The organism is Amycolatopsis sp. lyj-108 (assembly GCF_046549005.1).
Lineage (GTDB): Bacteria > Actinomycetota > Actinomycetes > Mycobacteriales > Pseudonocardiaceae > Amycolatopsis.
In genome coordinates this window covers 1092260-1117952 of sequence record NZ_JAJPWQ010000001.1, presented here as the reverse complement: position 1 = coordinate 1117952, position 25693 = coordinate 1092260, and the positions used below count along the sequence as shown (strand labels likewise).

General features: G+C 67.7%; 23 protein-coding genes and 1 tRNA gene. 12 read left to right on the top strand and 12 right to left on the bottom strand.

Features of this window, described 5'->3' with window-relative positions:
* Positions 1–396: 396 nt before the first annotated feature.
* The 5 genes from thrB to argS are packed head-to-tail and all read right to left on the bottom strand — an operon-like array spanning position 397 to position 6742.
* On the bottom strand, positions 397–1278 hold the full coding sequence (gene thrB / locus ACLJO0_RS05445; RefSeq protein ID WP_410576813.1) for a homoserine kinase: 882 nt from the start codon (positions 1276–1278) through the stop codon (positions 397–399).
* The gene (gene thrC, locus ACLJO0_RS05440; RefSeq protein WP_125785152.1) at positions 1275–2336 is read right to left on the bottom strand and encodes a threonine synthase; all 1062 of its coding nucleotides are present in this window, start codon (positions 2334–2336) and stop codon (positions 1275–1277) included. Before thrC ends, thrB begins: the two co-directional genes overlap by 4 nt.
* On the bottom strand, positions 2333–3643 hold the full coding sequence (locus tag ACLJO0_RS05435) for a homoserine dehydrogenase (protein WP_410576812.1): 1311 nt from the start codon (positions 3641–3643) through the stop codon (positions 2333–2335). Before ACLJO0_RS05435 ends, thrC begins: the two co-directional genes overlap by 4 nt.
* 3 nt (positions 3644–3646) lie before the next feature.
* The gene (gene lysA / locus ACLJO0_RS05430) at positions 3647–5080 is read right to left on the bottom strand and encodes a diaminopimelate decarboxylase (RefSeq protein ID WP_125792151.1); all 1434 of its coding nucleotides are present in this window, start codon (positions 5078–5080) and stop codon (positions 3647–3649) included.
* Between the two features lie 6 nt (positions 5081–5086).
* Positions 5087–6742: an arginine--tRNA ligase gene (gene argS, locus ACLJO0_RS05425; RefSeq protein WP_410576811.1), complete on the bottom strand. Its 1656-nt coding sequence runs from the start codon at positions 6740–6742 to the stop codon at positions 5087–5089.
* Positions 6743–6945: 203 nt separating this feature from the next.
* Here argS and ACLJO0_RS05420 point away from each other — a divergent pair, with 203 nt between their 5' ends.
* Together ACLJO0_RS05420 and ACLJO0_RS05415 are read left to right on the top strand one after the other, a co-directional pair.
* Positions 6946–7737 (top strand): DUF3105 domain-containing protein, encoded by a 792-nt coding sequence (locus ACLJO0_RS05420; protein ID WP_410576978.1) that lies wholly within the window; start codon positions 6946–6948, stop codon positions 7735–7737.
* Between the two features lie 8 nt (positions 7738–7745).
* A complete protein-coding gene (locus ACLJO0_RS05415) occupies positions 7746–8459 on the top strand; it encodes a DUF305 domain-containing protein (protein ID WP_410576810.1) in 714 nt (237 codons plus the stop codon).
* 153 nt (positions 8460–8612) lie between these two features.
* On the opposite strand, the gene ACLJO0_RS05410 is transcribed toward ACLJO0_RS05415, so the two are convergent.
* Positions 8613–9530, bottom strand: coding sequence for a cation diffusion facilitator family transporter (locus ACLJO0_RS05410; RefSeq protein WP_410576809.1), 918 nt, complete (start codon positions 9528–9530; stop codon positions 8613–8615).
* A 151-nt stretch (positions 9531–9681) separates the two neighbouring features.
* On the bottom strand, positions 9682–10806 hold the full coding sequence (locus ACLJO0_RS05405; RefSeq protein ID WP_410576808.1) for an epoxide hydrolase family protein: 1125 nt from the start codon (positions 10804–10806) through the stop codon (positions 9682–9684).
* A 43-nt stretch (positions 10807–10849) separates the two neighbouring features.
* Between ACLJO0_RS05405 and ACLJO0_RS05400 the strand changes: the two genes are divergently transcribed.
* On the top strand, positions 10850–11287 hold the full coding sequence (locus tag ACLJO0_RS05400; RefSeq protein WP_410576807.1) for a MarR family winged helix-turn-helix transcriptional regulator: 438 nt from the start codon (positions 10850–10852) through the stop codon (positions 11285–11287).
* Positions 11288–11352: 65 nt separating this feature from the next.
* Positions 11353–11425 (top strand) — tRNA-Arg (locus tag ACLJO0_RS05395).
* Between the two features lie 1045 nt (positions 11426–12470).
* Here ACLJO0_RS05395 and ACLJO0_RS05390 read toward each other — a convergent pair.
* The gene (locus ACLJO0_RS05390; RefSeq protein ID WP_410576977.1) at positions 12471–13196 is read right to left on the bottom strand and encodes an ATP-binding cassette domain-containing protein; all 726 of its coding nucleotides are present in this window, start codon (positions 13194–13196) and stop codon (positions 12471–12473) included.
* A gap of 526 nt (positions 13197–13722) precedes the next feature.
* Between ACLJO0_RS05390 and ACLJO0_RS05385 the strand changes: the two genes are divergently transcribed.
* The 4 genes from ACLJO0_RS05385 to ACLJO0_RS05370 all read left to right on the top strand — a co-directional run bounded on the left by ACLJO0_RS05385 (position 13723) and on the right by ACLJO0_RS05370 (position 16927).
* Complete coding sequence (locus ACLJO0_RS05385; protein ID WP_410576806.1) at positions 13723–14376, top strand: TetR/AcrR family transcriptional regulator; 654 nt, start codon at positions 13723–13725, stop codon at positions 14374–14376.
* 329 nt (positions 14377–14705) lie between these two features.
* On the top strand, positions 14706–15809 hold the full coding sequence (locus ACLJO0_RS05380; protein WP_410576805.1) for a sensor histidine kinase: 1104 nt from the start codon (positions 14706–14708) through the stop codon (positions 15807–15809).
* A 26-nt stretch (positions 15810–15835) separates the two neighbouring features.
* Positions 15836–16426 (top strand): response regulator, encoded by a 591-nt coding sequence (locus ACLJO0_RS05375; protein WP_410576804.1) that lies wholly within the window; start codon positions 15836–15838, stop codon positions 16424–16426.
* Positions 16427–16471: 45 nt separating this feature from the next.
* On the top strand, positions 16472–16927 hold the full coding sequence (locus ACLJO0_RS05370; protein ID WP_410576803.1) for a hypothetical protein: 456 nt from the start codon (positions 16472–16474) through the stop codon (positions 16925–16927).
* 76 nt (positions 16928–17003) lie between these two features.
* Here ACLJO0_RS05370 and ACLJO0_RS05365 read toward each other — a convergent pair whose 3' ends face one another.
* Together ACLJO0_RS05365 and ACLJO0_RS05360 are read right to left on the bottom strand one after the other, a co-directional pair.
* The gene (locus ACLJO0_RS05365) at positions 17004–18767 is read right to left on the bottom strand and encodes a pectate lyase (RefSeq protein WP_410576802.1); all 1764 of its coding nucleotides are present in this window, start codon (positions 18765–18767) and stop codon (positions 17004–17006) included.
* A gap of 252 nt (positions 18768–19019) precedes the next feature.
* Positions 19020–19304: a hypothetical protein gene (locus ACLJO0_RS05360; protein WP_410576801.1), complete on the bottom strand. Its 285-nt coding sequence runs from the start codon at positions 19302–19304 to the stop codon at positions 19020–19022.
* On the opposite strand from ACLJO0_RS05360, the gene ACLJO0_RS05355 reads away from it, so the two are divergent.
* Positions 19303–19998: a polysaccharide lyase family 1 protein gene (locus tag ACLJO0_RS05355; protein ID WP_410576800.1), complete on the top strand. Its 696-nt coding sequence runs from the start codon at positions 19303–19305 to the stop codon at positions 19996–19998. The genes ACLJO0_RS05360 and ACLJO0_RS05355 overlap by 2 nt on opposite strands.
* Before the next feature lie 100 nt (positions 19999–20098).
* Here ACLJO0_RS05355 and ACLJO0_RS05350 read toward each other — a convergent pair whose 3' ends face one another.
* On the bottom strand, positions 20099–21001 hold the full coding sequence (locus tag ACLJO0_RS05350) for a helix-turn-helix domain-containing protein (protein ID WP_410576799.1): 903 nt from the start codon (positions 20999–21001) through the stop codon (positions 20099–20101).
* A gap of 287 nt (positions 21002–21288) precedes the next feature.
* Here ACLJO0_RS05350 and ACLJO0_RS05345 point away from each other — a divergent pair, with 287 nt between their 5' ends.
* Genes ACLJO0_RS05345 through ACLJO0_RS05335 form a run of 3 tightly spaced genes read left to right on the top strand, consistent with a single transcriptional unit; the run spans position 21289 to position 24402 of the window.
* The gene (locus ACLJO0_RS05345; RefSeq protein WP_410576798.1) at positions 21289–22194 is read left to right on the top strand and encodes an MBL fold metallo-hydrolase; all 906 of its coding nucleotides are present in this window, start codon (positions 21289–21291) and stop codon (positions 22192–22194) included.
* Between the two features lie 25 nt (positions 22195–22219).
* Complete coding sequence (locus ACLJO0_RS05340; RefSeq protein ID WP_410576797.1) at positions 22220–23554, top strand: carboxylesterase/lipase family protein; 1335 nt, start codon at positions 22220–22222, stop codon at positions 23552–23554.
* Positions 23555–23613: 59 nt separating this feature from the next.
* The gene (locus ACLJO0_RS05335) at positions 23614–24402 is read left to right on the top strand and encodes a hypothetical protein (protein ID WP_410576796.1); all 789 of its coding nucleotides are present in this window, start codon (positions 23614–23616) and stop codon (positions 24400–24402) included.
* A gap of 9 nt (positions 24403–24411) precedes the next feature.
* On the opposite strand, the gene ACLJO0_RS05330 is transcribed toward ACLJO0_RS05335, so the two are convergent.
* Positions 24412–25632 (bottom strand): aminotransferase class V-fold PLP-dependent enzyme, encoded by a 1221-nt coding sequence (locus ACLJO0_RS05330; RefSeq protein ID WP_410576795.1) that lies wholly within the window; start codon positions 25630–25632, stop codon positions 24412–24414.
* Positions 25633–25693: the final 61 nt, after the last annotated feature.

Below are 25693 nucleotides of genomic sequence, written 5' to 3'. Positions count from 1 at the left end.
ACCGCCGTTCGCGTCCGATTGCGAAACGGCGTAATTGGCCCCCGATACGGGCGATCAACTCCTCAGCCGTGTCGAACACAGCGGAGCTGCTCCAACAGGACCAAGAAAAGGCCTCCAGCACAGGGATTTGCGTCCTCCAAACGGAGGAAGCGGAATTCGGCACCGCCGAAACCGGGAACCCGCCTGCGTCCATCCGCCACTCCCGCTTGCCAAACGGTGTGCGGTACTGGCGGATCAACGAAGGATGCGGGCCAAGGATGACACTGGTCACCTGGACCGGCACCGGGTGCGGAAACGCACGGTGATCGAACGCCCCCGAGGGTAGACCGCGCCACGGCCCGGTGCAACAACCACCCCCCGCGTGGCGGGGCGAGGCGCCTGCCTGTGACCGAGGCTTTACTGGGCCGCAACCTGGACGCCGCCCGGATCGATCGGCAGCTCGGTGACTTCGAAAGACGTAACGTCGACGCCTGCCGGGAGTATTCCGCCGGTGGTCAGCGCGAGCACGGTCGGACCGGCTCCGGAGATGGCCGCGGCCACCCCTTCGGCTCGCAGGGCGCGCACCAATTCGCTGCTCGCCGGGTACGCCGGCGCCCGGTAATGCTGGTGGAGCCGGTCTTCGGTCGCGGAGAGCAACAGGTCGGGCCGCGCGGTGAGCGCGTGGACCGCGAGCGCCGCACGGCCCGCCGTGAACGCCGCGTCGGCGTGCGGGACCTGCGCGGGAAGCAGTCCTCGCGTCGCGTCCGTCGAGGAGCGCAGCGCCGGGATGGCGACCACGGGCCGGATGTCGTGATGCGGCTGGAGCCGCTCGGCACGGAACCGCTCGCCCTCGTTCCAGGCGACCACGAAGCCGCCCAGCAAGCTCGCGGCGGCGTTGTCCGCGTGTCCCTCGAACCCGGCTGCCAGTTGCAGCGCGTCGTCGTCCAAAGCCTTCTCCGCCAGCGCGTACGCCGCTGCGACGCCGGTCACCACGGCGGCGGCGGACGAGCCGAGGCCCCTGGCGTGCGGAATGGCGTTGAAACACCGCAGTGCCACGCCAGGGGGCTTGAGACCCAGGTGCTCGCAAGCACGCCGGAAAGCGCGGACGACCAGGTGAGACTCGTCGGTCGGGACGTCCTCCACGCCGCCCGCGCCGACGTCGGTCACCTCGATCTTGAGCCCCGCGTCGGTGATCCGGAGCTCGACCCGGTCGTACAACGCCAACGCCAGGCCGAGGGTGTCGAAGCCAGGGCCCAGGTTCGCGGAAGACGCCGGGACCTTGACCTCGATCAACGTCATCGCAGGTCCAGCGCGGCGGCGACGGCGGTCGGGTCGACGGCGAGCGGCTCGACCTCGACGTTGCCCTCCAACGCGGTGGCGGGGTCCTTCAAACCGTGTCCGGTGACGGTGCACACAACCGTCGAACCCTTCGGCAGGCGCCCGTCCGCGGCCGTGGCGAGCAGGCCCGCGACGCTGGTCGCCGAAGCGGGCTCGACGAACACGCCTTCCTTGCGGGCCAGCAGCCGGTACGCCTCGAGGATCTTCTCGTCGGTGATCGCCTCGAACAGCCCGGCGGAAGCGTTCTTCGCCTTCATCGCGCCGTCCCAGGACGCGGGGCTGCCGATGCGGATCGCGGTCGCGATGGTGTCCGGATCGGCCACCGGCTCACCGTGCACCAGCGGCGCGGCACCGGCCGCCTGGAAACCGAACATCCGCGGGGTGTTCTTCACCACACCGTCGCCCGCGTACTCGGAATATCCGGCCCAGTACGCGGTGATGTTGCCCGCGTTCCCGACCGGGAGGCAGTGGATGTCCGGCGCCCGGCCGAGCACGTCGCAGATCTCGAACGCGGCCGACTTCTGGCCGGCGATGCGCACCGGGTTGACCGAGTTGACCAAGGTCACCGGGTAGTCGATCGCGGTCTTCTGCGCGAGTTCGAGGCAGTCGTCGAAGTTGCCGTCCACCTGCAGGATCCGCGCGCCGTGCTGCACGGCCTGCGCCAGTTTGCCCATCGCGATCTTGCCCTGCGGGACGAGGACCGCGCAGGTGAGCCCGGCGCGGGCCGCGTACGCCGCGGCCGACGCCGAGGTGTTGCCGGTGGAGGCGCAGATGACCGCCTGGAGCCCGCTGGCGAGCGCGTGCGTGATGGCCACGGTCATCCCGCGGTCCTTGAACGAACCGGTCGGGTTCACGCCCTCGACCTTGAGGTAGACCTCGCATCCGGTGAGTCCGGAAAGGTGCGGGGCGGGCAGCAACGGGGTGTTGCCCTCGCCGAGCGTGATCACCTTCGCGCCGGAGGGGACCGGGATCCGGTCGGGATAAGCCTGGATGATTCCTGGCCATGGTTGGGGAATCACTGGTCTTCGCCTTCCACACGCATCACACTGACGACCTGGTTCACCACATCGAGCTCGGCAATGTCGTCCACAGTGGACCGCAGTGCCGCGTCCGGCGCCAGGTGGGTGACCACGACCAGGCTGGCCGTGTCGTTGGCGTCGCGCTGCCGCACCGCGGCGATGCTGACGCCGTGCCCGGCGAACGCCTGGGCCACCTGGGCGAGGACGCCCGCTCGATCGGCCACGTCGAGACTGACGTGGTACCGCGTCGGCGTCTGGCCCATCGGCCTGACCGGGAGCGCGGCGTGCGCGGATTCGCGCGGGCCACGGCCGCCGACGACCCGGTTTCGAGCCACCGCGACGAGGTCGCCGAGCACGGCACTCGCGGTCGGCGCGCCACCGGCGCCCTGACCGTAGAACATGAGCTCACCGGCGGCGTCGGCCTCGACGTAGACGGCGTTGTACGCGCCGCCGACCCCGGCGAGCTGGTGGTTGCGCGGAATCATCACCGGATGCACGCGCGCCGAAACGGATTCGGTGCCGTCGTCGGCGGTGACGCGCTCGCAGATGGCGAGCAGTTTCACCGTGCGGCCGAGCACGTTCGCCGCGGCGAGGTCGGACGCGGTGACGTCTGCGATGCCCTCACGATGCACGTCGGACGCCGTCACCCGGGTGTGGAACGCGAGCGAGGCGAGGATCGCGGCCTTGGACGCCGCGTCGTAGCCGTCGACGTCGGCCGTCGGATCCGCCTCGGCGTATCCGAGCCTGCTGGCCTCTTCCAGCGTTTCCGCGTAACCGGCGCCGGTGGAGTCCATCGCGGACAGGATGTAGTTGGTGGTGCCGTTGACGATGCCCATCACCCGGGTGATGCGGTCGCCCGCCATCGATTCGCGCAGCGGGCGCAGCAGCGGGATCGCCCCGGCCACGGCCGCCTCGAAGTACAGGTCCACGCCTGCCGCGTCGGCGGCCTCGAACAGCTCCGCGGAATGCTCGGCCATCAGCGCTTTGTTCGCCGTGACAACGGATTTCCCGGCTTTGAGCGCGTCGAGCAGCCACTCGCGCACCGGCTCGATCCCGCCGACCAGTTCGACGACCACGTCGACGTCGTCGGAGGTGACGAGCTTCGTCACGTCGGAGGTCACCAGTTCCGGCGGCAGCTCGGGGTGCTTGTCGGGGCGCCGCACCGCGATCCCGGCCAGCTCCACCCGGGCGCCCGCCCTGGCGGCGAGCTCCTCTGCCTGCTCGGTGAGCAGCCGGACCACCTCACCACCGACCGTGCCGCAGCCGAGCAGGGCGACCCTGATCACGCGTCCGTCCACAGTAGACACTTGCTAGACCTCCAGGCGCAGCATGTCGTCCGTCGTCTCCCGCCGCAGCAGCACGCGGGCGCTGCCGTTGCGCACGGCCACCACCGCGGGCCGCGGCTGCCGGTTGTAGCCGCTGGCCATCGAGTAGCAATACGCCCCGGTGGCCGCCACGGCGAGCAGGTCGCCGGGAGCAAGAGTGTCGGGGAGCCAGCAGTCCCGGACGACGATGTCGCCGGACTCACAGTGTTTTCCCACGACCCGGGACAACGCGGCGGCGGCCTGGCCGTCGCCGTCGTCGTCCGCGGAGCGGGAAACGAGACGGCAGTCGTACACCGCGTCGTAGAGCGCGGTACGGATGTTGTCGCTCATCCCGCCGTCGACGCTGACGTACCGCCGGGCGGCCTTGTCGCCGAGCGAGACGTCCTTGATGGTGCCGACCTCGTACAGCGTGATCGTGCCGGGACCGGCGATGGCGCGGCCAGGCTCGCCGGCGATCTTCGGCACCGGAAGGCCCGCGTACTCGCATTCCTTGCGGACGATCTCGCGGATCTGCGTGATCATCTGCGCGGGCGGGGGCGGGTTGTCCTTGTCGGTGTAGGCGATACCGAAACCGCCGCCGAGGTCGACGATCGCCAGCTGGTCGAGCAAATCGGTGCCGTGCTCCTTGGCGAGTTCGGCCAGCAGGCCGACCACGCGGCGGGCGGCGACCTCGAAACCGTCGGCGTCGAAGATCTGCGAACCGATGTGGCTGTGCAGGCCGATCAGCTTGAGCGACGGCGCGTTGAGCACCCGGCGCACGGCCTCGGCCGCGTCACCGGAGGCCAGCGAGAAACCGAACTTCTGGTCCTCGTGCGCGGTCGCGATGAATTCGTGGGTGTGCGCCTCGACGCCGACGGTGACCCGGATCAGCACGTTCTGCACGACGTCGTTCCGCGCGGCGACATCGGCCAGCCGCGCGATCTCGTAGTAGGAGTCCACCACGACCGTGCCGACGCCTGCTTCGACAGCGGCTTCCAGTTCGGGCAGCGACTTGTTGTTGCCGTGGAAGGTGATCCGCTCCGCCGGGAAGTTCGCGCGCTGCGCGACGGCGAGTTCGCCGCCGCTGCAGACGTCCAGGCTCAGCCCTTGCTCCGCCACCCAGCGGGCGATCTCGATGGAGAGGAACGCCTTGGACGCGTAGTGCACGAGCGCCGGGTCGTCGAACGCCTCCGCGTAGTCGGCGCAGCGGGATTTGAAGTCGGCCTCGTCGACCACGAACAGCGGCGTGCCGTACTTCTCGGCGAGTTCGCGGACGTCGACGCCCGCGATGCGCACGACGCCGTCTCCACCCCGGAAGGTGTTACGGGGCCAGACTTTCGGGTACAGCCTGTCGAGTTCTTCCGGGCTCGACGGCGGGAAACCGGAGGCGTCTGCGTGGGGGTAGACGTCGGCGTGGCGGGGGCCGGCGGGGTGAGCCATTCTGGGTTACATCCGTTCCGGAGCAGAGACACCGAGCACAGTGAGGCCGTTCGCCAGCACCTGGCGGGTCGCTTCACAGAGCGCGAGCCGGGAAAACGTGAGGGGGGTGGTCTCCTCGTCGCCCTTCGGGAGAACCCGGCCGACGGCGTTCCACTTGTGATAGGCGCCGGCGAGTTCTTCGAGGTACCGGGCGACGCGGTGCGGTTCGCGCAGCAGTGCGGCCCGGCGGAGGACGGTCGGGAATTCGCCGATCGTGCGGATCAGATCGCCCTCGGCCGGCAGCGTAAGCAGGCCGAAGTCGACGTCGCCATCGGTTTTCAGGCCCAGGTCGGCGGCGTTGCGCTGCAACGAGGCCAGCCGCGCGTGGGCGTACTGGACGTAGTAGACCGGGTTGTCGTTGGAGTGCTTGCGCAGCAGATCGAGGTCGATGTCCAAAGTGGAATCGACCGAGTAGCGGATCAGCTCGTAGCGGGCCGCGTCGACGCCGACGGTGCCGACCAGGTCCTCCATCGTGATCACGGTGCCGGCCCGCTTGCTCATCCGCACCGGCTTGCCATCGGAGACCAGGTTGACCATCTGGCCGATCAGCACCTCGACCACGGCCGGGTCGTCACCGAAGGCGGCCGCGGCGGCCTTGAGGCGGGCGATGTAGCCGTGGTGGTCCGCGCCGAGCATGTAGATGCAGAGGTCGAAACCGCGTTTGCGCTTGTCCTGGAAGTAGGCGAGGTCACCGGCGATGTAGGCCGGGTTGCCGTCCTTCTTGATGACGACGCGATCCTTGTCGTCGCCGTGTTCCTTGGACTTGAGCCACCAGGCGCCGTCCTCGAAGTACAGGTTGCCGGAGTCCTTCAGCTGCTGGACCGACGAGGAGACCGCGCCGGATTCGTGCAGCGAGTTCTCGTGGAAGTAGACGTCGAAATCGGTGCCGAAATCGTGCAGGCTCTGCTTGATCTCGGTGAACATCAGCTCGATGCCGACCCGGCGGAAGGTCTCGGCCCGCTCGTCGTCCGGCAGCGAAAGCGCGCTCGGCTCCTGGCGGATGACCTCGGCGGCGATGTCGTTGATGTAGCCGCCCGCGTAGCCGTCCTCGGGGGCGGGCTCGCCCTTGGCCGCGGCGACCAGTGACCGGACGAAGCGGTCGATCTGCGCGCCGTGGTCGTTGAAGTAGTACTCCCGGGTGACCAGGCCGCCCTGCGCGGACAGCACGCGGCCCAGCGCGTCGCCGACCGCGGCCCAGCGCGTGCCGCCGAGGTGGATCGGGCCGGTCGGGTTCGCCGACACGAACTCGAGGTTGATCTTGAGGCCCGCCAGCGTGTCGCCGAGGCCGTACTTCTCACCGGCGTCGAGCACCTGCTGGACGATCTGGCCCTGCGCGTCCGCGGCGAGCCGCAGGTTGAGGAAGCCCGGCCCGGCGACCTCGGCCGAGTCGATCCCGTCGGTCGCGGCGAGGGCTTCGGCCAGCGCCTCGGCGAAGTCACGGGGCTTCATCCCCGCCTTCTTGGCCACCTGCAGCGCCAGGTTGGTCGCGTAATCGCCGTGCTCGGGGTTGCGGGGACGTTCGATCGTCACCTTCTCCGGCAGCACGGAATCGTCGAGGCCGCGTGCGGTGAGAACCTGCACGGCGGAGTTGCGGACCAGGTCGGCGAGAGCTGCGGGAGTCACTCGCGGAATTCTAGGTGTGACCTGGTCCGGGGTTCGCAGCGACCGCCGGAAGGTGTGAGCCAAGCCGGTGATCTTCGCACTGTTCACGGTGATCAGACGCGGGGTCTCTACACTGGCCCGCGCAGGGACCACCCCCTTTGGAGAACGCAGGAGCCATGGCTAACGGGACAACCAGAAAAAAGGGCGCGTCGTCGAAGAACGCCATGAAGGCCGCCCGTAGTTCCGTCGTGTCCAAGAAGGGCACGCCTTGGGGCACGATCATCGCCGTCGTCGCGATCGTCGCCCTGGCTGCCTCGGTGGTCACCTATTACATGGTCGCCTCGGCCCCGAAGCGCGAGCAGAAGACCCGCGAAGAGACCGCTGCCGCCTTCGCGCCCTCGCAGCAGGACCCGGACCCCTCCAAGCGGATCGCCGGCGTGACCACGGCGACCTACGAGGGATCCGTGCACGTCACGGCCGCCGAGCGCGTCGCCTACGACAAGACCCCGCCCTTCGGCGGCCCGCACGACCAGGCCTGGGCCGCGTGCAACGGCGTCGTCTACGAGAAGGCCGTCCGCAACGAGAACATGGTCCACGGTCTCGAGCACGGCGCGGTCTGGATCGCCTACAACCCGGCCCAGATCTCCGGCGACGCGCTGGAGCTGCTGCGGGTCCGCGTCGAGGGCAAGCCGTACACGGTGATGTCGCCGTACCCGAACCTGGACAAGCCGATCTCGTTGCAGTCCTGGGGCCACCAGCTGAAGCTCGACTCCGCCTCCGACGAGCGGATCGACCAGTTCATCGCCGCGCTGCGCACCAACCCGTACGGCGCGTACCCCGAGCGTGACGCCACCTGCGACGCGCAGATCGAGCCGGGCGACTTCGACCCGGCCCCGCCGGGGCCGGACGCGAAGCCGATGGACTACAAGGGCACCGCCGGAACGCAGCAGGACCAGCCCGGCGCCGGTCAGCCGTCCGCGCCCGCCACCCAGCCCTCGGCGCCCGCGAGCAAGTAGTGAGCCAAGTGGACCCCGATCTCCAGTACGTCGACGAACCGGACGACACCTCGCGGTCGACCAAGAGCCGATGGCTGGTGATCGGGGCCGCCCTGGTCGTCATGCTGATCCTCGGCTTCGGCCTCGGCGCCCTCACGACCAGGCTGATCGACTCCGACGCGGAGCCCGCGACCCCCGCCGCGGGCTCGGTCGAGGTCGGCTTCGCACAGGACATGTCAGTGCACCACCTCCAGGCCGTCACCATGGCGGGCTGGGCGCGGGACCACACGACCGATCCGGCGATCAAAACCCTCGCGTTCGACATCGAGCGCACGCAGACCGGCCAGGTCGGCCGGATGAAGGGCTGGCTCGGCCTGTGGGGCCAGCCCGAACAGGCGACCGGCGCCTACATGACCTGGATGACCGAACCGATGGCAGGCCACGGCGCGCACGGCGACGCCGGCATGAAGCCGTCGAACGGCGCCCCGATGCCCGGCATGGCGACGACGGCCGAACTGACCAAACTGCGGTCGCTGACCGGCAAGGAGATGGACGTCTTCTTCCTCCAGCTGATGCTGCGGCACCACGAGGGCGGGACGGCGATGGCGCAGTACGGCCACGACCACACGGCGATCGCGGACGTGAAGTCGCTGACGCAGAGCATGCTGGTGTCGCAGGGTGCGGAGATCACCCTGATGAAGGGGCTGTTGCAGGAGCGCGGTGCCGCTCCGCTTCCTGCTTGAGGCGTTTCTGTTGTTCCGTGAAGGCCCCCTTCCCTCGGCTGAGCTGAGGGAAGGGGGGCCTTCACGCGCATCGGGGGCTGACGATGGAGGATTTGGGACGTTGAGCGTCCCGAATCTTCCCCACTCACCTGCTGAAAACCACCGCAGGCGGCGCTACCAGGAAAGCTCCCGGCAGCGCTGCGCGCATTGGGGCACTTCTATCTGCAACGTCGCGTGCTCGATCGAGTAGCGGTCCGCCAGGAGGTTCTGCGCTTCGGTCAGCACCGCCGCCTGCTCGACGGTCGGCGCGATGGTGAGGTGCGCCGAAGCGACCTCCATCCCCGAAGTCAGCGTCCAGACGTGCAGGTCGTGGACGTCTTCGACGCCCTTCAGCTCGCCGAGTTCGGCCTGGATCCCGGCGACGTCGACCCCCTTCGGCGCGTGCTGGAACAGGATCCGCAGCGCGCGCCGGGCGAGGGCGTAGGTCCGGGGCAGGACGAACAGGCCGATCGCGACACCGATGATCGGGTCGGCGTAGCGCCAGCCGAACACCAGCGTGATCGCGCCGCTCAGCAGCACGCCGACGGAGCCGATCAGGTCGGCGAGGACTTCGAGGTACGCGCCACGGACGTTGATGCTCTCCTCCGCGCCCTTGCGCAGGACCAGGAAGGAGACGATGTTCGCGACGAGACCCGCCGCGGCGGCCAGCAGGACGGGCAGGCCGGGTACGACGGGAGGGTTGCTGATGCGGCCGATGGCCTCGATCAGGACGTAGCCCGCGACGCCGAACAGCAGGATGGCGTTGCCCAGCGCCGCGAGCACCTCGGCCCGGTAGAACCCGAAGGTCCGGGTGAGGGTCGGGCCGCTTCGCCGGGCGAGCATGATGGCCGCCAGCGCCATACCGACCCCGAGGACGTCGGTGAACATGTGCGCGGCGTCGGAGATCAGCGCGAGCGAGCCCGTGGCGAACCCGACGATGAACTCCATGACCATGAAGCCGGCGCCGATGACCAGGGCGATCGTCAAGCTCTTGAGGTAGCGGCCTGACGCGCTCGACGGCGAGGCCGTCCCATGCCCGTGCCCGTGACCCATTGCTCCGCCTCTCGTGAAGTCGACAGGCTGAATATATTGTCACATGCGCATATGTGCAATACAGGTGAGCCTAAGTTCACCATGTCCTAAGCCACACAGGGAAACCATCCCCCATGAGGGCCTTCCCGAAACCTGGAACCGACACGCACCGCTACCGAAGCGACCGGAAGAACCCCCGCAGCTGGCCGACGAAGACCTCGGGCTGCTCGAACGCGGCGAAGTGCCCGCCCTTGGACAGCACCTCGTACCAGCGAAGATCGGTGTAGCGCAGCTCCGCCCAGCGCCGGGACGGCCGGATGATCTCCCTCGGGAAGATCGAGATACCCGAAGGAACCTCAACAGCGGAGAGGTCCCGCTCCTTGCTCTCCCAGTAGATCCGCGCCGACGAGGCCGCCGTCCCGGTGAACCAGTAGACGGAGATCGCGTCGAGCATCTGCCGCCAGGACAGCGCGGTCTCCGGTGAGCCGTCGTTGTCGGTCCACTCCCAGAACTTTTCGGCGATCCACGCCGCCTGCGCCGCCGGCGAGTCGGTGAGGCCGTAGCCGACCGTCTGCGGGCGCGTGGCCTGTTGTTGCGAGTACGCGGACCCGACCGCGCGGAACCGGGCGAGATCGGTGATCGCCGCCTTCTCCTCCGCCGTCGGCTCGCCGAGCCGGGTCTCGTCGTACGGGACACCCGCCATGTTCACGTGCACACCGATCAGCCGCTCCGGCGCGACCTTGGCGAGCATGTTCGTCACCCCGGCACCCCAGTCGCCACCCTGCGCGGCATAACGCCCGTAGCCGAGCCGCCCCATCAGCTCGTCCCAGGCCCGGGCGATCCGCTCGACGTTCCACCCCGCCGACGACGGCTTGTCGCTCCAGCCGAACCCCGGCAGCGACGGCGCCACGACATGGAAGGCGTCCGCCGGATCGCCTCCGTGCGCGGCGGGATCGGTCAGCGGGCCGAGCACGTCGAGGAACTCGACCACCGAACCCGGCCAGCCGTGCGTGAACACGAGCGGCGTCGCGTCCGGCTCCGGCGAGCGAACGTGGAGGAAATGGATCCCGAGACCGTCCACAGTGGTCTTGAAACCCGGGAAAGCGTTGACACGGCGAGCCAAACCGAAGTCGTAGTCCTCCACCCAGAACCGGCACAGCTCGCGCGCGAACTCCAGCGGAACCCCTTGTTCCCAACCGTCCACAGTGGCCGGTTCGGGCCAGCGCGTGGCGCGCAGCCGGGTCCGCAGATCTGCGATGGCGGATTCGGGGATCGCCACCTCGAACGGTTCGATCATGCGCCCTCCAGTTCGTTGGTGACACCAACGCTACGCTGTTCCGATGACCACCGCACCCGTCCGGCTCCGCACCAAGGCCAGCTGGCTGGTCAACCAGGCCGCCACCGTGGCCCACCGGCTCGCCATGGACGAGTTCGCGAAAAGCGGCTCCCGCCGGTACCACTACGGGATCCTGGCGGCCATCGACGAGAACGGTCCGTCGAGCCAGGCCACCTTGAGCCGCTGCACCGGCATCGACCGCAGCGACGTCGTCGCCGTCATCAACGAACTCGCCGCCGCGGGCCACGTCGACCGCTCCCCCGACCCGGCCGACGCCCGGCGCAACCTGATCAGCCTCACCGACCCCGGCATGCAGCGCCTGGACCAGCTGGAAGACCTGGTCAGAGACACACAGGACACACTCCTCGCACCACTGGACCCCGCCGAACGTGAGCAACTGACCAGGCTGCTCGCCCGCGTCGTCGAGCACCACAACGGTTAACGACCACCACTCGCGAGAGCCCCGGCAGACATGCGCTAAGCTTCCAACGTCGCCCAGGCGGCAACGCCCTCGTAGCTCAGGGGATAGAGCACTGCCCTCCGGAGGCAGGTGTCGCAGGTTCGAATCCTGCCGAGGGCACACTGATGATGGGATCGGGAGAGATGTCAGACATGACGTCCTCCTCGTTCTTATTGTTTCGTTTGCGCTCGCCGAGCCTCTTCTCACGGTTGAACGGCAAGATGACGGCCTCATGAGAAGCTTGCCGTGCCGCCGGGACCGTCGGCCCGAGCAGCGTGACCGTGTACTTGATCCGATTGGCATCCTTGCAGTAGCGCAGCTCAAGCCGTAGCGCTTCAAGGAGCCGCCGCGCGACATCCTCAGGCAGCTCTTCGATCCGAACCTCGCCCACAGGCAGGGCGTCAAGCAGATCGGAATTGGGCGCCTGCCGATCTTCCTCTTCAACCTCGGCAAGCTGAACTTCGAGTTGAGATTCGCGTTCGTGAAGCCCGTTGCGCTCGTCGTTGATCTCGCTGACAAAGTCCTTGGTCGGTTTGTCGACCAACGCGAAGCTGCGGACGAGGTTCTTGATCATGCGAGTGCTGTCGTCGATCTCCAGGCGCAAGGCATCGATGCGCTGTTGTCGTTCCTGCTGAGCAGCGAAGCCGAGTTCGGGCCGTGTCGCCCAGCAAGCTGCGGCGGTAGGTGCCGAAGATGTGGGCGGACAGGAACTCGTTAAGTTCAGTGACGATGGCGTCTTCGCGAATCCAGAAGCTCCCTGCGGCAGGATGTCCTTTGGGGACATACCCCTTTTTCGGTGCACAGACATAGTATGCGTGGCCGCGACGGGTCTTACCGTTCATGCGTCGGCCGCAGGCGTCGCAGAACAGGTAGGTGCGCGGCAAGTAGCTGCGCTTGGTATGCGGGTGGTTGACGTTGGTATTGCTGGTACTTCGGGAGCCGAAGCGGTGTCCGCTGGTGTCCTGAGCTTGCAGCCAATCTTCCAGTTTGACGAGCGGTTCGTGGACAGGCTGCGCTGACCGGATCCATTCTTTGATGGGGTTGGTGAGGACGTCGCGCACATTGGAGTAGGTCCAACGGCCGACGGCACGTTTTGGGTCGACGGGGACGGGCGGCGGGTAGGCGGCTCGGCCACGAGCGGCGCGCAGCATCTACATTGAACCCCTTAACCAATCGGAGACGGGCGTGGCCCACACACTTGGTGTGCCCACCCACTGGCGTTCAAAGCGCCGCGTTGATTTGTCCGGTCGGCTTGACGAGTCCAGTCTGCGCCTTGAGCTTGAGCCAGGTCTCGATACGCACCGGCTGTCGATACGAGCTCGTGCTGGGTTCCGGCCTGCGTGATGGCTCCGCCGTCCATGACGATGATGTGATCAGCGTGCCGGATACTGCTCAGCCGGTGGGAGATGACGATCCTGGCGCAGCGCAGCCGATCAAGATTTTCGTGGACGCGTTGTTCGGTGATGGTGTCCAGGTGGCTCGTGGCCTCGTCCAGGACGAGAAGCCGTGGGGACCGGACAACGGCGCGGGCGATGGCGAGCCTTTGCAGCCGTCCTCCGGACAGGCCTCTGCCGCGCTCCCCGGGCGGGGTGTGATACCCCATCGGCAGCCGCATGATGTCCCCATGTACGCAGGCGATCTTGGCAGCGTCGACTACTTGGTCGATCGAGGCATCGGGGGTGTACATGGTCAAGTTGTCAAGGATGGTTCCGCCGCAGAGCACACTGTCTTGCGCGACGATGCCACAGTTGGATCGCAGGATCCGCAGATCGCGTTCTTCCATCGGCGTCTCGTCCAGCAGGACTTGTCCGGCATCCGCCGGGAAGAGTCCCAACATCAGCCGCGCGAGGGTACTCTTCCCGGAGCCGGTGGCACCGACGATCGCGACCATCGATCCGGGTTCGATGGTGACGTTGATGTCGCGAACGGCTGCTCGCCCTTCTCGCTGGTGCCGGAATTCGACGTCGCGCAACTCAAGTCCGCCCTGAACGGATAACCGTGCCGATTCGAGCGTTCCCCTGTCACCCCTCGATGGTGACATCACAGGAGCTCGATAACTGCTCCACGATCGGGCTTATCCAGTTCCCCTGGAGATCAGGCGAACTCGCCCAGGAGTGCGGGGCGCCCACCCCGAGCGCCGGCACCCCGCACTCGCGTCCTCGCGACGCGATCCGCACCCCTCGAACCGATCGAGCCGCGAAAAACGGACACCGGTCACCACACGTACCTGTCCGCCGTCTCCGCCGGCATGCAGGACTCGTGGTGCCGATGACGAGCATCGTCCGCACCCCTGGAAGCCCACCAGTGCATTACCTCCCGTCGGACGACGAAAATGTCACTTCCGGGGTTCAATGCAGCGACAGTGACGGCGGCAACAAAAAGACCGACTGGTCGCACTTAATGCTAAAGTGCTGGTCATGGTCACTCACGATCGCTCGAACGACGCCGATGGCAGGCGACTGCGCGGTGAGCGGTCACGTGCTGTCGCCCTCGCCGCCGTGGTGGACCTCGCTTCCTCGGACGGTCTGAGCGGGGTCAGCATGGCTCAGCTGGCGGCCAGACTCGGCGTGAGCAAGTCCGGGCTGTTCACGCATTGGAGCGACAAGGAACAACTCCAGCTCGCGGCCATCGACCATGCCCGTGACCAGTGGGCCGAACTGGTCGTTCACCCAGCGCTCACGGCCACCAGCCCACTACTGAAGCTCTGGCGGCTTCACGAGCTACGACTGGACTTCTACGACCGCGGTGTCCTGCGCGGCGGTTGTTTCTTCGTCATGGTCGAACGTGAGTTCCGCGACCATCCCGGCGCGGTGCGGGACCGGATCCGCGAACTCGCCGGTCAATGGGAAGCCTGGCTCTGCTCCCTGATCACCGATGCCGTCGCCGCGGGTGAATTGCGGGAAGGCATCGTGCCCGAACAGCTGGCTTTCGAGATCGACGCCGTCGGCGCGGCCGTGGTGACACGGTCCGGGATACTCGACCGGGACTCGATCTTCGCCCACGGTCGCGCGGCGATCCTCCAGCGGTTGCGGGCGTTGTGCCCGGATCCGCGACTCTTGCCGGATGAATAACCGGGCTTAGGGCAAAGCCACGATCCAGAATGTCGCGAATTCCGTCATGCCCGGAGAACGCGACAAGGGCGAGACCGCCCGGAAAGGACAACCGGTGAGGTTTCACACTGCCCTGAACAGCCTGGTGCAGTCACCGTGGCCGTTGTCGCGAGACCTGCGCCCCGTGACGGGGGAACGCGTCGGGACATCCGATGACTAACACCACGCGGGATGTCCCGCGAAACGTTCGTCCCGCTCTCGGGAGACCGGCTTCAGCCGAGCCGGACTCGCGTCCGACTCGAGCCGGTTCTCACTCGACTGCCAGAGACCACAAGAAGACGGAGCCGGTCGTGCGGACCATAGAACGGGCCACGTTTTTCGTGGTGGCCGTCGAGATCGGGTTTCCGCTGAGCCTGCTGGCGTGGCGATACTCGCTACGCCAGATATCGCCCTCGTTCGCCCGGTATCTGGAGCCGGTGGCACATCTGCTGCCGTTGATGGCCGTTCCGCTGGCGATCCTGATCTGGGCGACATTGACGCGGCTACGCCGAGGCCTCCCCTCCTGGCGATGGGCGATACCAGTCCTGCTACTGCAATTCGCCGCCGTCGCCGCCGGCGAATGTCACGCGACCACCACGATCCCGGCGCTGCTGTTCGGCTGCACGGTGCTGGTCACCCTGCGCGCACCCTGGGCATGGCCGCTGTTCGGTGCTTCCATCGCCATCGGAGTGGTACTGGACTGGACACCTCCATGGCTGGGGATGCTGGGGTTGCTGCTGCACAATCTTTTGGTGGGCGCCGTCATCTACACGGCCGTCCGGATGGCGGAACTGGCGGTCTCCGTGCGCCGGGCCCAGGGCATGCTCGCCGGGTTCGCCGTGGTCCAGGAGCGCGCGCGAGTGTCACGGGACCTGCACGACACGCTCGGCCAGGAACTGACCGCGGTCGGTCTGCGTGCGGAACTCGCGGCGAAGCTGATGGCATCCGACCCGGACAGGGCCGCCAGGGAGATCCGGAGCGTGCAGCAGATGACGGAGCGCACACTCGACGACGTCCGCCGGGTCGCCCATGGCGAGTGGCAGCCGATATTCGACGACGAGCTGGCCACCGGCACAGCGTTACTCGAGTCCGCCGGCGTGCGATGCCACATCAGCGCGAGCACGACCTTGCCTGACCGAATCGGCCGGGTCGCGGGCTGGGTGCTGCGCGAGGGGATCACGAACGTGCTCAAGCACAGCAGCGCTCGGAACTGCCAGGTAACCGTAGATCAGCTGGACGACGTATTCCGGCTGACCATCGACAACGACGGCCTGAGCGGCCGTCCCGGCGAGCCGGGCGGCGGACTGCTGAACATCACCGAGCGGGTCGCCGCGCTCAACGGATGCGTCCGATCCGGAGTGACCGCGGACGCACGATTCCGGCTCGTGGCGGAGATACCGATCGGAGAAGACTGATGACACCGGCACCTATCCGCGTCCTGGTGGCCGAGGACATGCAGGTACTCCGGGAAGCGGTGATCGCGCTACTCGCTCTTGAGAAAGACATCGAGGTCGTCGCTGACACCGAACGCGGTGACCAGGTCATCGGGCTTCTCCGGACCTCTCTGCCGCATGTGGCCGTCCTAGACATAGACCTACCCGGTGTCGACGGACTCACTCTGGCCCGGCAAATCGGCACCATCACACCGAAAACCCGAGTCCTCGTGCTCAGCGCACTGGACCGGCCGGGAGTCGTCCGAGAAGCATTGAACGCCGGAGTCCACGGTTTCCTGCCAAAAGGCGTCTCGATCGACACGCTGATCGACGGAATCCGCAAAGTCCACTCCGGCGAACTGGTGATCTCGCCGTCTCTCCTGGCCGCTGCGATGCGCGGCGGACAAAACCCGCTGACCGAACGCGAACAAGACGTACTGCGCCACGTCGCCACCGGCAGCACCGCCAAAGACATCAGCCAAGAACTTCACATGGCCATCGGCACCACCCGCAACCACATGACCCGCATCCTGCACAAACTCGGCGCCCGCAACCGAGTCGAAGCCATCCGCCTCGCACGCGAATCCGGCTGGCTCTGAACCAGTAGCCCGATCCCATGTGGCGGTCACACCACTGTGTGGTAGATGCGTCCGATCAGTTGCTGGTCGCGCCCGCCGCGTCCGCGCAGGAACCTGTCCGCACGGTCAACGGCAAGCCGACCAGAGGCGTCGACAAGGGCGACCACTTCGACATCTTGGGGCACACCCGGCGATGACGTCATCAAATGTCATGTCACCGACCTGAACGATGGCGAGAAATCAGTCTTCGTCTACGCCGGCGCCGGGAATGACGACGTCTTCTTCGGCGGTGTCTACCCCGCTCAAAAAGACGGGCCGCCCGACACCATCTACCTCGGGCCGGGCAACGATAAGTTCAACTCCATCGTGGACACCCGCGCGGCCAACCTTGGCATCGTCCACGGCGGTCTCGGTGACGACAACATCTCCCTCGGCCGGGAAGGCTACGATTTCGGCGCGCACGGCAACGACGGCGAGATCTACGGCAACGCCGGTAACGACACCATCAAACTCTCACCGTAGTAGAAGTCACCGACGCTGGGCCCATCTTTCGCGTCTTCGCGGGCCTTGCGGAGCTGCCGGTGCACCCGAGCCACATCTACCTGGCCGCGGCCCAGGAGATCAGCTTGCCCATGTTGGCCACATAGGTGCCGGCGCTGATCACCGGCGGCCGCTCCTTCGGCCGGTACGGCGGCTCCTCGGGTGGCGTGAATGGATCGTAGGGCGAGGTGTCGTACAGGTCGCCCACATGCTTGCTCATATACGCCTTTCCGACGTAAGGCGTGGCCGGGGAGGGACCGCGATAGGGGTTGGTGATCGCGTCCGCCGGGGTCAGCCAGTAGTCGTTGCCGCCGAGCCCGTCGGCCAGCGCCGCCGCCTCCGCGTCCGACACGACCGGCAGCTGTGACGGCGCACCGAGGAAGAGGTCGGTGAGCTGAGGCTCGCGCGGGGTGAAGTAGCGAGGGAGCGGGACCGAGACGCCGCTGAGCGGCGAGCGTGCCTTCAGGTCGTCGACCTGCGCGGGGGTGAGGGCACGCAGTTGCTCGTAGGTGGCGCGCAGGGCTGCGGTGCCGATCACGCGGCCGCCGGAATAATGGCTCAGCGTCGCGCGGTGGTCGTTGTCGGTGTAGTAGGCGCCGTTGCGGACGTTCGAGCCGAAGCGGTGGACGAACCGCGCCCGGTTGGTCTCCAGATCCACGAAGGTGGGATGGGTTCGCCCGGCCAGCAACGGGTTCTCGGCGTGCTGCCGCGCGGTGAGCGGGCAACTGTCCAGCCAGGCAATGGCCTCGGGAACACGGTCGAGGAACACTCGATCACCGGTGAGCCGGAAATAGTGGAACAGCTGCTGCACATTGGTCTGGGTGGTGTGCGTGGCCAGGGCGCGGGGTTCGTAGGACCGCGCACCCGCCGGAGCACCCGCGGGCCTGCCGCCCGACTCCCTGGCCAGGTGCTGCAACGCCCAGCCCGCCTGCGGGCCCGGCTGCTGCAGGCGGCGCAGACAGTCCATCGCGCGCCGGATCGGCCCGGCCAGGCCTGGCATGTCCAAAGTGGACATGCACATCAGCAGGAACTTGATGTTCTCGCCGAGGACGTCGTCGTTGAAGGTGACGTGCCCGGTGTAGTCACCGTCCTCCATGCCGTGCCGGATGTCGGCGGGCAGCCACGGCGGCAGCACCTCGGGCCATGGCGTGTCTTTCACGGCCCCCGCGAACCGGGGGTAACGCTGCGGCCAGCCGCCGTCGGCGATCCCTCCGCGGATCTGCGCCTTCACCACGAAGCGCAGGGCACGATCGAGGGCCACGCGGAACCGGTGATCGCCGCGTTCCAGGTAGAGGCGCAGGATGAACTGCGCGGCGGAGGACGTGCCCGCGTCGTCGAAAGTCGCGTTGCCGTAATAGTGCTGGAACTCCTCCAGTCGCCAGCCGTTCGCACCGACGGTGTCGTACCACTTGCGCAGCGCCTTCGTACCCGCGAAGTCGTGCACGTAGTTCCAGCCGCCGACCGGCAACTGGACGGCCGCCAAGGCGAGACCGGTGCGCGAGGCGGCGCGGTAGAAGGATTCGTCACCGGTGGCGTGGTAGGCGTCGAGCAGGCTGTGCCCGATCGACGGCGTTCCCGGTGGCTGTACCCAGCACATGGTGCGGCCGGCCGCCATCTCACCCCAGGTCTGGGACCGGTCGGGCAGGTAGCTCCAGACATAGGCGCCGCGATACGAGAGCTGTTCGTCGAAGAACCCCGCGGCCCGGCGCATGGCCGCCGGAATTCCCGGCACGGCGGCCTGAACGGCCTGGTGTCCACCCGCGAGGACGGCCACCGGCACAGCGGTGGCGAGGAATCCGAAGCTGCGGCGCGTAAGGCTCATGATCACATCTCGATTCACATATCTGAACGACGTCCACACTTGTAAACGCATCGTGATAGCTGGGAGCGCTCCCGTCAAGCCGGATCGACCACCTGGAGCAATATCGGTGAATCGCGGCACGGCTGGCCTCACGATTCATCAGTGTGAACCGGGAATCGGCGATCGAGGGTTGACGTGACGCCGGTTCGTTGGTCTCCTGTTCTCGGCACTTCGCCATCGGATCCGAATCAATCCTTTTAGGACATTCCGTTTTCATCGACCGCAAGGAGGCGGCGTGATGAATTTGCGTCCTTTTCGATTTCTTTCGATTCTGACTTTGACCATGGTCACTTCGACGACCGTGGTGACCACCGGCGTCAATGCGGAAATCTCCGCGCAGGCGGCGCCGATCGGCTGGGCGAGCCAGAACGGCGGCACCCACGGTGGCGGTGCCGCACCACCGATCACGGCGACCTCGGCGTCCGCGTTGAGCTCGGCGATCAGCGGAACCACGGCGGCGGTGGTGCGGGTCTCCGGCACCATTTCCTGCTCCGGCATGCTCAAGGTGGGCTCCAACAAATCCATTCTCGGTAATTCCGGCGCGACGATCGACGGCTGCGGCCTGACCTTGAGCGGATCCAAGAACGTGGTGATCCAGAACCTGTCCTTCCGGGACTGGGACGACGACGCGATCAACATCGAAAAGGCCTCGACCAACGTGGTCGTCGACCACAACACGTTCACCAACGGATACGACGGCGCCGTCGACATCAAACGCGCTTCGGATTACATCACGGTATCCTGGAACCGCGTGCACGGGCACAACAAGTCCATGCTGCTCGGGCACAGTGACGACAACGGGAGCCAGGATATCGGCAAATTACGGGTGACCTATCACCACAATTACTTCGACGGCTCGGGGACACGCCATCCGCGTGTGCGATTCGCCAATCCGGTACACGTGTTCAACAACTACTATCGAGACAACGAATACGGTGTCGCGTCCACCTGCAAGGGCGGCGTACTGGTCGAGAACAACCATTTCGACAACGTCGACGAACCCACGCTGGTCGGCTACGCGGGTTCGCCGGCAGGCACCCTGGTGCAACGCGGGAACCTCTTCACCGGATCCGGTTCACCGCAGGCGAGCGGAACGGTGGCCAGAATTCCGTACTCCTACAGCCTCGAGTCCGCGAGCGCGGTGAAGGGCAGTGTGGCCGCCGGCGCGGGAGCGGGCAAGATCCTGCCCTGACCGGTCACCGCCCCGGAGCAGGCAAGCACCGGGGCGGTGCTCCGGCGGGTCAGCACCGTCCGCCGCAGGTCTGTGCGCTGCCGTTACAGGAGCAGGAACCTCAAGACAAACCCGCCTTCGCGCTCAGTGGAGTGTCCACATAGGACAAGCGACGTTCGTTCGTCTGCCGAAGCAGCGCGAGAGCCTCCTCGGACGGGGATCCGGCGGGGGTCGTGCAGACGATCAGCATCTGTTCCGGCGAGCGGGCGATCGACAGGGTCTGCTGCGTGATGGTCACCGTGCCGACGACGGGATGGTGCAGGTCGTAGGACGCGGCGTCGCAGGGTGCCACGCGGTGGTCACCCCAGAGTGCGACGAACTCCGGGCTCTTCATCGTCAGTTCGCCGATCAGCTCCGCGAGCAGTGGGTCCTGCGGGTGCCTGCCGACGGTGCTCCGCAGGTTGCCGACCACCGCGCGGGCCTTGCGCTTCCAGTCCGTGTACAGCTCCCGGCAGTGCGGGTCCAGGAACAGGATCCGGCTCATGTTCGGCCGCTCCGCCGGGTTGTCCGGGCTGTGGAAGTCCAGGTGGCCTGCCAGCAGGGCGTGCCCGAGGGTGTTCCACGCCAGTACGTCCGTCCTCCGGCCGAGCACCAGCGCCGGGACGCCGTCCACGGCGCGTAGGAGGTCCCGTGTCTCGTCGGCGAGTTTCTCGGGCCGGGGGCGGCGCGGGCGGGGAGTGTGGCGGGCGGCATCGGCGAGCCGGTTGAGATGCTCGCGTTCGTGGTCGTCGAGCAGCAGGGCGCGGGCGATCGCCTCGAGCACCTCGGCCGAGGCCCCGCGGGACAGCCCCTGCTCCAACCTCGTGTAGTACGAGACGCTGACGCCCGCCAGCTGGGCCAGTTCCTCGCGCCGGAGCCCGGCCACCCGCCGTCGCGGCCCGAGGTCGCGCAGGCCGACGTCTGCCGGTCGTAGCAGCGCGCGTCGGGCCTGCAAGAAGTCGCCGAGTGGGCCAGGTCCGTCCATACCTTCAGTATCCGGCGCGCGGCCCGATCCCAGCCACCCCCTGTGAGGGGTAGGACAACGCGGGACTGGTTCGTGCGCGCTCCCGTGTCCAGGCTCGGTTCTATTGAGGCGAAGGTCAAACGTGTCCTGTCGGGCGGAGTGTCCAAGGACCGGGGGCCGCTGGGTGGTCGTGTCGCGAAAGCCACTTTCGGGACATCTGGCGTCGCGAAAGTGGCTTTCGCGACACGCCTTGGCATCACGCCACCTTGCCTTACCTCTCCATATTCACCGAACCGAGGACGGACCACATGGATCAGATCACTCTGGGCGACGTCACCGTCACCCGCGTCAAGGAGTTCTACGGCTCGGTCGAGATGAGTCCGGGCCAGTTCTTCCCGGACAGCCCCGACGGCTCGTGGGACGAGCACCGCGGCTGGCTGGCGCCCGATTTCTGGAACCCGGAGACCGGCGAATGCCACTCGGCGATCCAGTCATGGCTGCTGCGCAGCGAAGGGCGCACGATCCTCGTCGACACCGGCGTCGGCAATCACAAGGACCGGCCTTACGCGCAGGTGTGGAGCCGCCAGGACACCGGCTACCTCGACAACCTCGCCGCCGCCGGGGTGCGGCCCGAGGACGTCGACATCGTGGTCAACACCCACTTGCACATCGACCACGTCGGCTGGAACACCCGGCTCGACGGCCGTACCTGGGTGCCGACCTTCCCGAACGCGACGTACCTGATGACGCGGCGGGACTTCGAGTTCTGGGACCCGGCCAACGAGCACGAGACGGTGCTCGGCCGCGGTAACCAGAACGTCTTCGAGGACAGCGTCACGCCGGTCCACGAGGCGGGGCTGACGCACCTGTGGGAGGGGTCGTACCGGATCGACAAGAACCTGCGGCTCGATCTCGCTCCCGGGCACACCCCCGGTTCGTCGGTGCTCGCCCTGGAGTCCGGCGCCGACCGGGCCCTGTTCGTCGGGGACTTGGTGCACACCGCGCTGCAGATCGTGGAGCCGGAGACCAATTCCTGCTTCTGCGAGGACCCGGCCGAGTCCCGGGCCACCCGGCACAAGCTGCTCGGCCACGCCGCCGAGACCAACGCACTCGTCTTCCCCGCGCACTTCGCAGGCCAGGGCGCCGCGGAGGTCGAGCGCGACGGGTCGAAGTTCGCGATCAAGGAGTGGGCGGGCTTTTCCCGCATCTCCTGATAGTCCAGGAAAGGAAGCGTTTCCCATGACCCAGTACGCAGACCTCGTCGTCGAAACCCCGGCGGGCGCCGTGCGCGGCGCCCGCGACGACTCCGGCGAGTTCTACCGTGCCATCCCCTACGCGGCGGCACCGATCGGTGCCCGCCGTTTCACCCCGCCCGCACCGCATCCGGGCTGGTCCGGCGTCCGCGACGGCACCCGGCCTTCGCCGACGGCTCCCCAACCGGTCCGCGACTTCGGCAAGCTCGACATGACCCCCTACTTCGGGCCGGGCTGGGTCCGGGGCGAGGAGTACCTGACCGTCGACGTCCGCACGCCTGCCGCCGACAGCGGCGGGCGGCCCGTCCTGGTCTTCGTGCACGGCGGCGGATTCGTCACCGGCTCGAACCGCGCCGCGCTCTACGACGGCAGTGCGTTCGCCCGCGACGGCATCGTCCTCGTGACGGTGAACTACCGCCTCGGCATCCCCGGTTTCCTCGACCTGGACGGCGCTCCGCCCAACCGCGGACTGCTCGACGTGCTCGCCGCGCTCGGCTGGGTGCGCGCCACGATCGCGGCGTTCGGCGGCGACCCGGACAACGTCACGATCTCCGGCCAGTCCGCGGGCGCCACCCTCGTCGGAGTGCTACTCGCGACGCCGGAAGCCAAAGGACTGTTCCGGCGGGCGATCATCCAGAGCGGCAGCGGCACCGGCGCCTTCACCCCGGAACAGGCGCGACGGGTCACCGCCACGGCGGCCGCCACGCTGGGCGTCGAACCGGCCGCCGACGCCTTCGCCGCGATCCCGGACGAGCGCTTCCTCGAAGTCCTGCCCGCGCTGGCCGGACTCGACCTGCGCACCAGCACCGCGACAGACCCGTTGGCAGGCCTCAGCCCGTTCAGCCTGGTCCTGCCGGTTCAGCCCGCCGACGGTCTCGCGGACGGCCCGGCCCGCGACGTGGATCTGTTGATCGGCACCAACACCGAAGAGGGAAACCTTTACCTTGCGCCGCAAGGCAATCGGGAGTCTTCCACGGAGGCCGATGTGCTCGGGGAGGCTCTGTTCGGAGCCGGTACGGCCCGCATGGCGCAAGCCCACGCACAGATCTCGGGCGGCCGCACCCACGTCTACTCGTTCGGATATCGCTCGACGGCCCTGAACGGACGACTCGGCGCCGCCCACACCGTCGAGCTGCCCTTCGTCTTCGACATCGCCGACAAGCCCTGGCTGCACGGCGACACTGGCCTGCTCGGTCCCGACCCCGCCCCGGACGGCCTCGCGGCCCGGATGCACGGCGCCTGGGTCGCGTTCGCCGGTACCGGGGACCCGGGCTGGGCGGCGTACGACCCGCAGCGGCGGTTCAGCCAGTACCTCACGTAAACCTGGATGACCTTGTCCGGCCTGGTCGGTAATCTCCAGCGGACAACGAAACAGGGGGAATGCGCGTGTCGAGCCACTTCGAGGCGATCGGGATCGGCTTCACCGACCAGGACGAGTTCGGGGAGAAGGTCATTTCCCTGGTCGGTATGGGCGAAACCCGGCAGGTCGCCGCAAAGCTCAGTGAACATGTTTGGACTGATGCTTCGGGTGCCCGGCTGGTCGCACAGGTCCGCAACCGCGGGATCGAGTACCTCCTGCCGTGTCTGGCAGGCACGACTCCCGCGGTACCGGTGCGCGACGTTCGCCTCGTCGACGACGAGACCGCGACGCTAGACCTCCTCGACGGCGTCGAGGGGGAAATGGTCTGTCCCATCGCGGTGGAACTGGAGGACCGAGCGGTTCTCGCCGACGCCGGCGGGCAGCTCGAGACCGGATCCCTGGTGCTGGCAGCTCTGGCAGAAGACGTCACCGTGCACGCCGACGCCGAGGCCTACTACGCCTCGCAGGGCGACGACGGGCCGAAATTCGCCGCCGACCACTTCATCCCTTCCGGCACCTTCGCGCTCGCAGAGCCCGCGTCCGACTGGACGCCCTCCGCGCACGCGCTGTTCGCCGGCGAAGTCATCGAGGCCGAAACTCCCGTGAACACCGTTACCGGTGCGGCATTCCATCGGATCCGGGTCCGCACCATCGCCGCGATCGAAGTCGACGTCGCCATCGCGACCACCGCCCTCAAGGAACCACCCGCGCGCGGCAACATCGTGACAGGGACCTTCTTCCTGACCGGAAGGCTGGGGCTACAGCCGTCCGGCACCACGGAAAAGCGGCGGCGCTGGTTCCGGCGATAGGCTCGCTACTCAAGTCCCGGAGATGGCCCGGATTCCGGTGATCAACCGGTCGATGTGTTCGGACGTCGTGCCGATGCCGATACTCGCGCGCACCGCGGTCGGCGTGGTCGCGCCCGCCTGGTCCAACAGCCGCCGGGTGAAGGGGTGGGCGCAGAAGAGGCCGTCGCGTACGCCGATGCCGAATTCGGCGGCCAGGCGGGTGGACACCGTGCGCGTCTCGACGCCGTCGACGGTGAAGGAGACGATGCCCAGCCTGTCCGGCCAGCTGCCGCCTGCTCCCAGTATCCGCACCGCGGGGATCGCCGCCAGGCCGTCGTGCAGCCGGGTCATGAGGGCGTCCTCCTCGGCTCGGACCGTGTCCAGGTCCGCCGCCGCGAGGGCATCGCACGCGGCGGCGAGGGCCACGGCGCCGATGACGTTCGGGGAGCCCGCCTCGTGGCGTGCGGCACCGGACGCCCACCGGACGTCGCCGGGGGCGTCACCGACGTGCGCGGTGGCGCCGCCGCCCGAGAGGTACGGCCGTGCGCGGTCGAGCCAGTCGGCGCGGCCCGCGAGTATGCCGGTGCCGAAGGGGGCGTACAGCTTGTGGCCGGAGAAAGCCACATAGTCGAGGTCAAGCGCGGCGATGTCGATGCGCCGGTGTGGTGCGAGTTGCGCGGCGTCCACCGCGATGCGGGCGCCGAAGCGGTGCGCGGTGGCGGCGAGTTCGGCCAGCGGCCAGACCTCACCGGTCACATTGGACGCTCCGGTGACGGCCAGCAGCACCGGGCCCTTGTCCTGCTTTAAAAGCGCGTTCGTAGCGGCGGAGACCGCTTCACCTGGCGACGAAGGCGCGGGGAGCCGGACGACTTCGTTCCAGGGTAAGAGGTTCGCGTGGTGTTCCCCTTCGAACGTGATGACGACGGTGTTCGCCGGAACGGCGTGCGCGAGCAGGTTCAGTGCGTCGGTGGTGTTGCGGGTGAACACCAACGCGTCGTCGGGGCGGCAGCCGAGGAACGTGGTGACGGATTCGCGGGCGGCTTCGTATTTTTCCGTGCACAGCTGGGAAAGCGCACCGGCACCGCGGTGCACGCTCGCGTAGAGCGGAAGCAGCTCCCCCACCACGTCGGCCACTTCGCGCAGGCATGGCGCACTCGCCGCGTAGTCCAGGTTGGCGTAGGCGATCTTCGTCCCGTCGGCCAACCCCACTTTGACGTCGGAGCCCAGCACGCCCAGTGTGTTCCCACTCATCCCGAAGCTCCTCCGCCGACCGGACCACTGTTCGCACCTGATGGTCGCAGCGTTCTCACTG

What these genes read in the sequence shown, in the direction of transcription:
- thrB (WP_410576813.1), bottom strand. Translation starts at nt 1,278, where the DNA reads ATGACGTTGATCGAGGTCAAGGTCCCGGCGTCTTCCGCGAACCTGGGC.
- lysA (WP_125792151.1), bottom strand. Translation starts at nt 5,080, where the DNA reads ATGGCTCACCCCGCCGGCCCCCGCCACGCCGACGTCTACCCCCACGCA.
- ACLJO0_RS05420 (WP_410576978.1), top strand. Translation starts at nt 6,946, where the DNA reads ATGAAGGCCGCCCGTAGTTCCGTCGTGTCCAAGAAGGGCACGCCTTGG.
- ACLJO0_RS05410 (WP_410576809.1), bottom strand. Translation starts at nt 9,530, where the DNA reads ATGGGTCACGGGCACGGGCATGGGACGGCCTCGCCGTCGAGCGCGTCA.
- ACLJO0_RS05405 (WP_410576808.1), bottom strand. Translation starts at nt 10,806, where the DNA reads ATGATCGAACCGTTCGAGGTGGCGATCCCCGAATCCGCCATCGCAGAT.
- ACLJO0_RS05400 (WP_410576807.1), top strand. Translation starts at nt 10,850, where the DNA reads ATGACCACCGCACCCGTCCGGCTCCGCACCAAGGCCAGCTGGCTGGTC.
- ACLJO0_RS05390 (WP_410576977.1), bottom strand. Translation starts at nt 13,196, where the DNA reads ATGGTCGCGATCGTCGGTGCCACCGGCTCCGGGAAGAGTACCCTCGCG.
- ACLJO0_RS05385 (WP_410576806.1), top strand. Translation starts at nt 13,723, where the DNA reads ATGGTCACTCACGATCGCTCGAACGACGCCGATGGCAGGCGACTGCGC.
- ACLJO0_RS05370 (WP_410576803.1), top strand. Translation starts at nt 16,472, where the DNA reads ATGCGTCCGATCAGTTGCTGGTCGCGCCCGCCGCGTCCGCGCAGGAAC.
- ACLJO0_RS05365 (WP_410576802.1), bottom strand. Translation starts at nt 18,767, where the DNA reads ATGAGCCTTACGCGCCGCAGCTTCGGATTCCTCGCCACCGCTGTGCCG.
- ACLJO0_RS05355 (WP_410576800.1), top strand. Translation starts at nt 19,303, where the DNA reads ATGCTCAAGGTGGGCTCCAACAAATCCATTCTCGGTAATTCCGGCGCG.
- ACLJO0_RS05360 (WP_410576801.1), bottom strand. Translation starts at nt 19,304, where the DNA reads ATGCCGGAGCAGGAAATGGTGCCGGAGACCCGCACCACCGCCGCCGTG.
- ACLJO0_RS05350 (WP_410576799.1), bottom strand. Translation starts at nt 21,001, where the DNA reads ATGGACGGACCTGGCCCACTCGGCGACTTCTTGCAGGCCCGACGCGCG.
- ACLJO0_RS05345 (WP_410576798.1), top strand. Translation starts at nt 21,289, where the DNA reads ATGGATCAGATCACTCTGGGCGACGTCACCGTCACCCGCGTCAAGGAG.
- ACLJO0_RS05340 (WP_410576797.1), top strand. Translation starts at nt 22,220, where the DNA reads ATGACCCAGTACGCAGACCTCGTCGTCGAAACCCCGGCGGGCGCCGTG.
- ACLJO0_RS05335 (WP_410576796.1), top strand. Translation starts at nt 23,614, where the DNA reads ATGCGCGTGTCGAGCCACTTCGAGGCGATCGGGATCGGCTTCACCGAC.
- ACLJO0_RS05330 (WP_410576795.1), bottom strand. Translation starts at nt 25,632, where the DNA reads ATGAGTGGGAACACACTGGGCGTGCTGGGCTCCGACGTCAAAGTGGGG.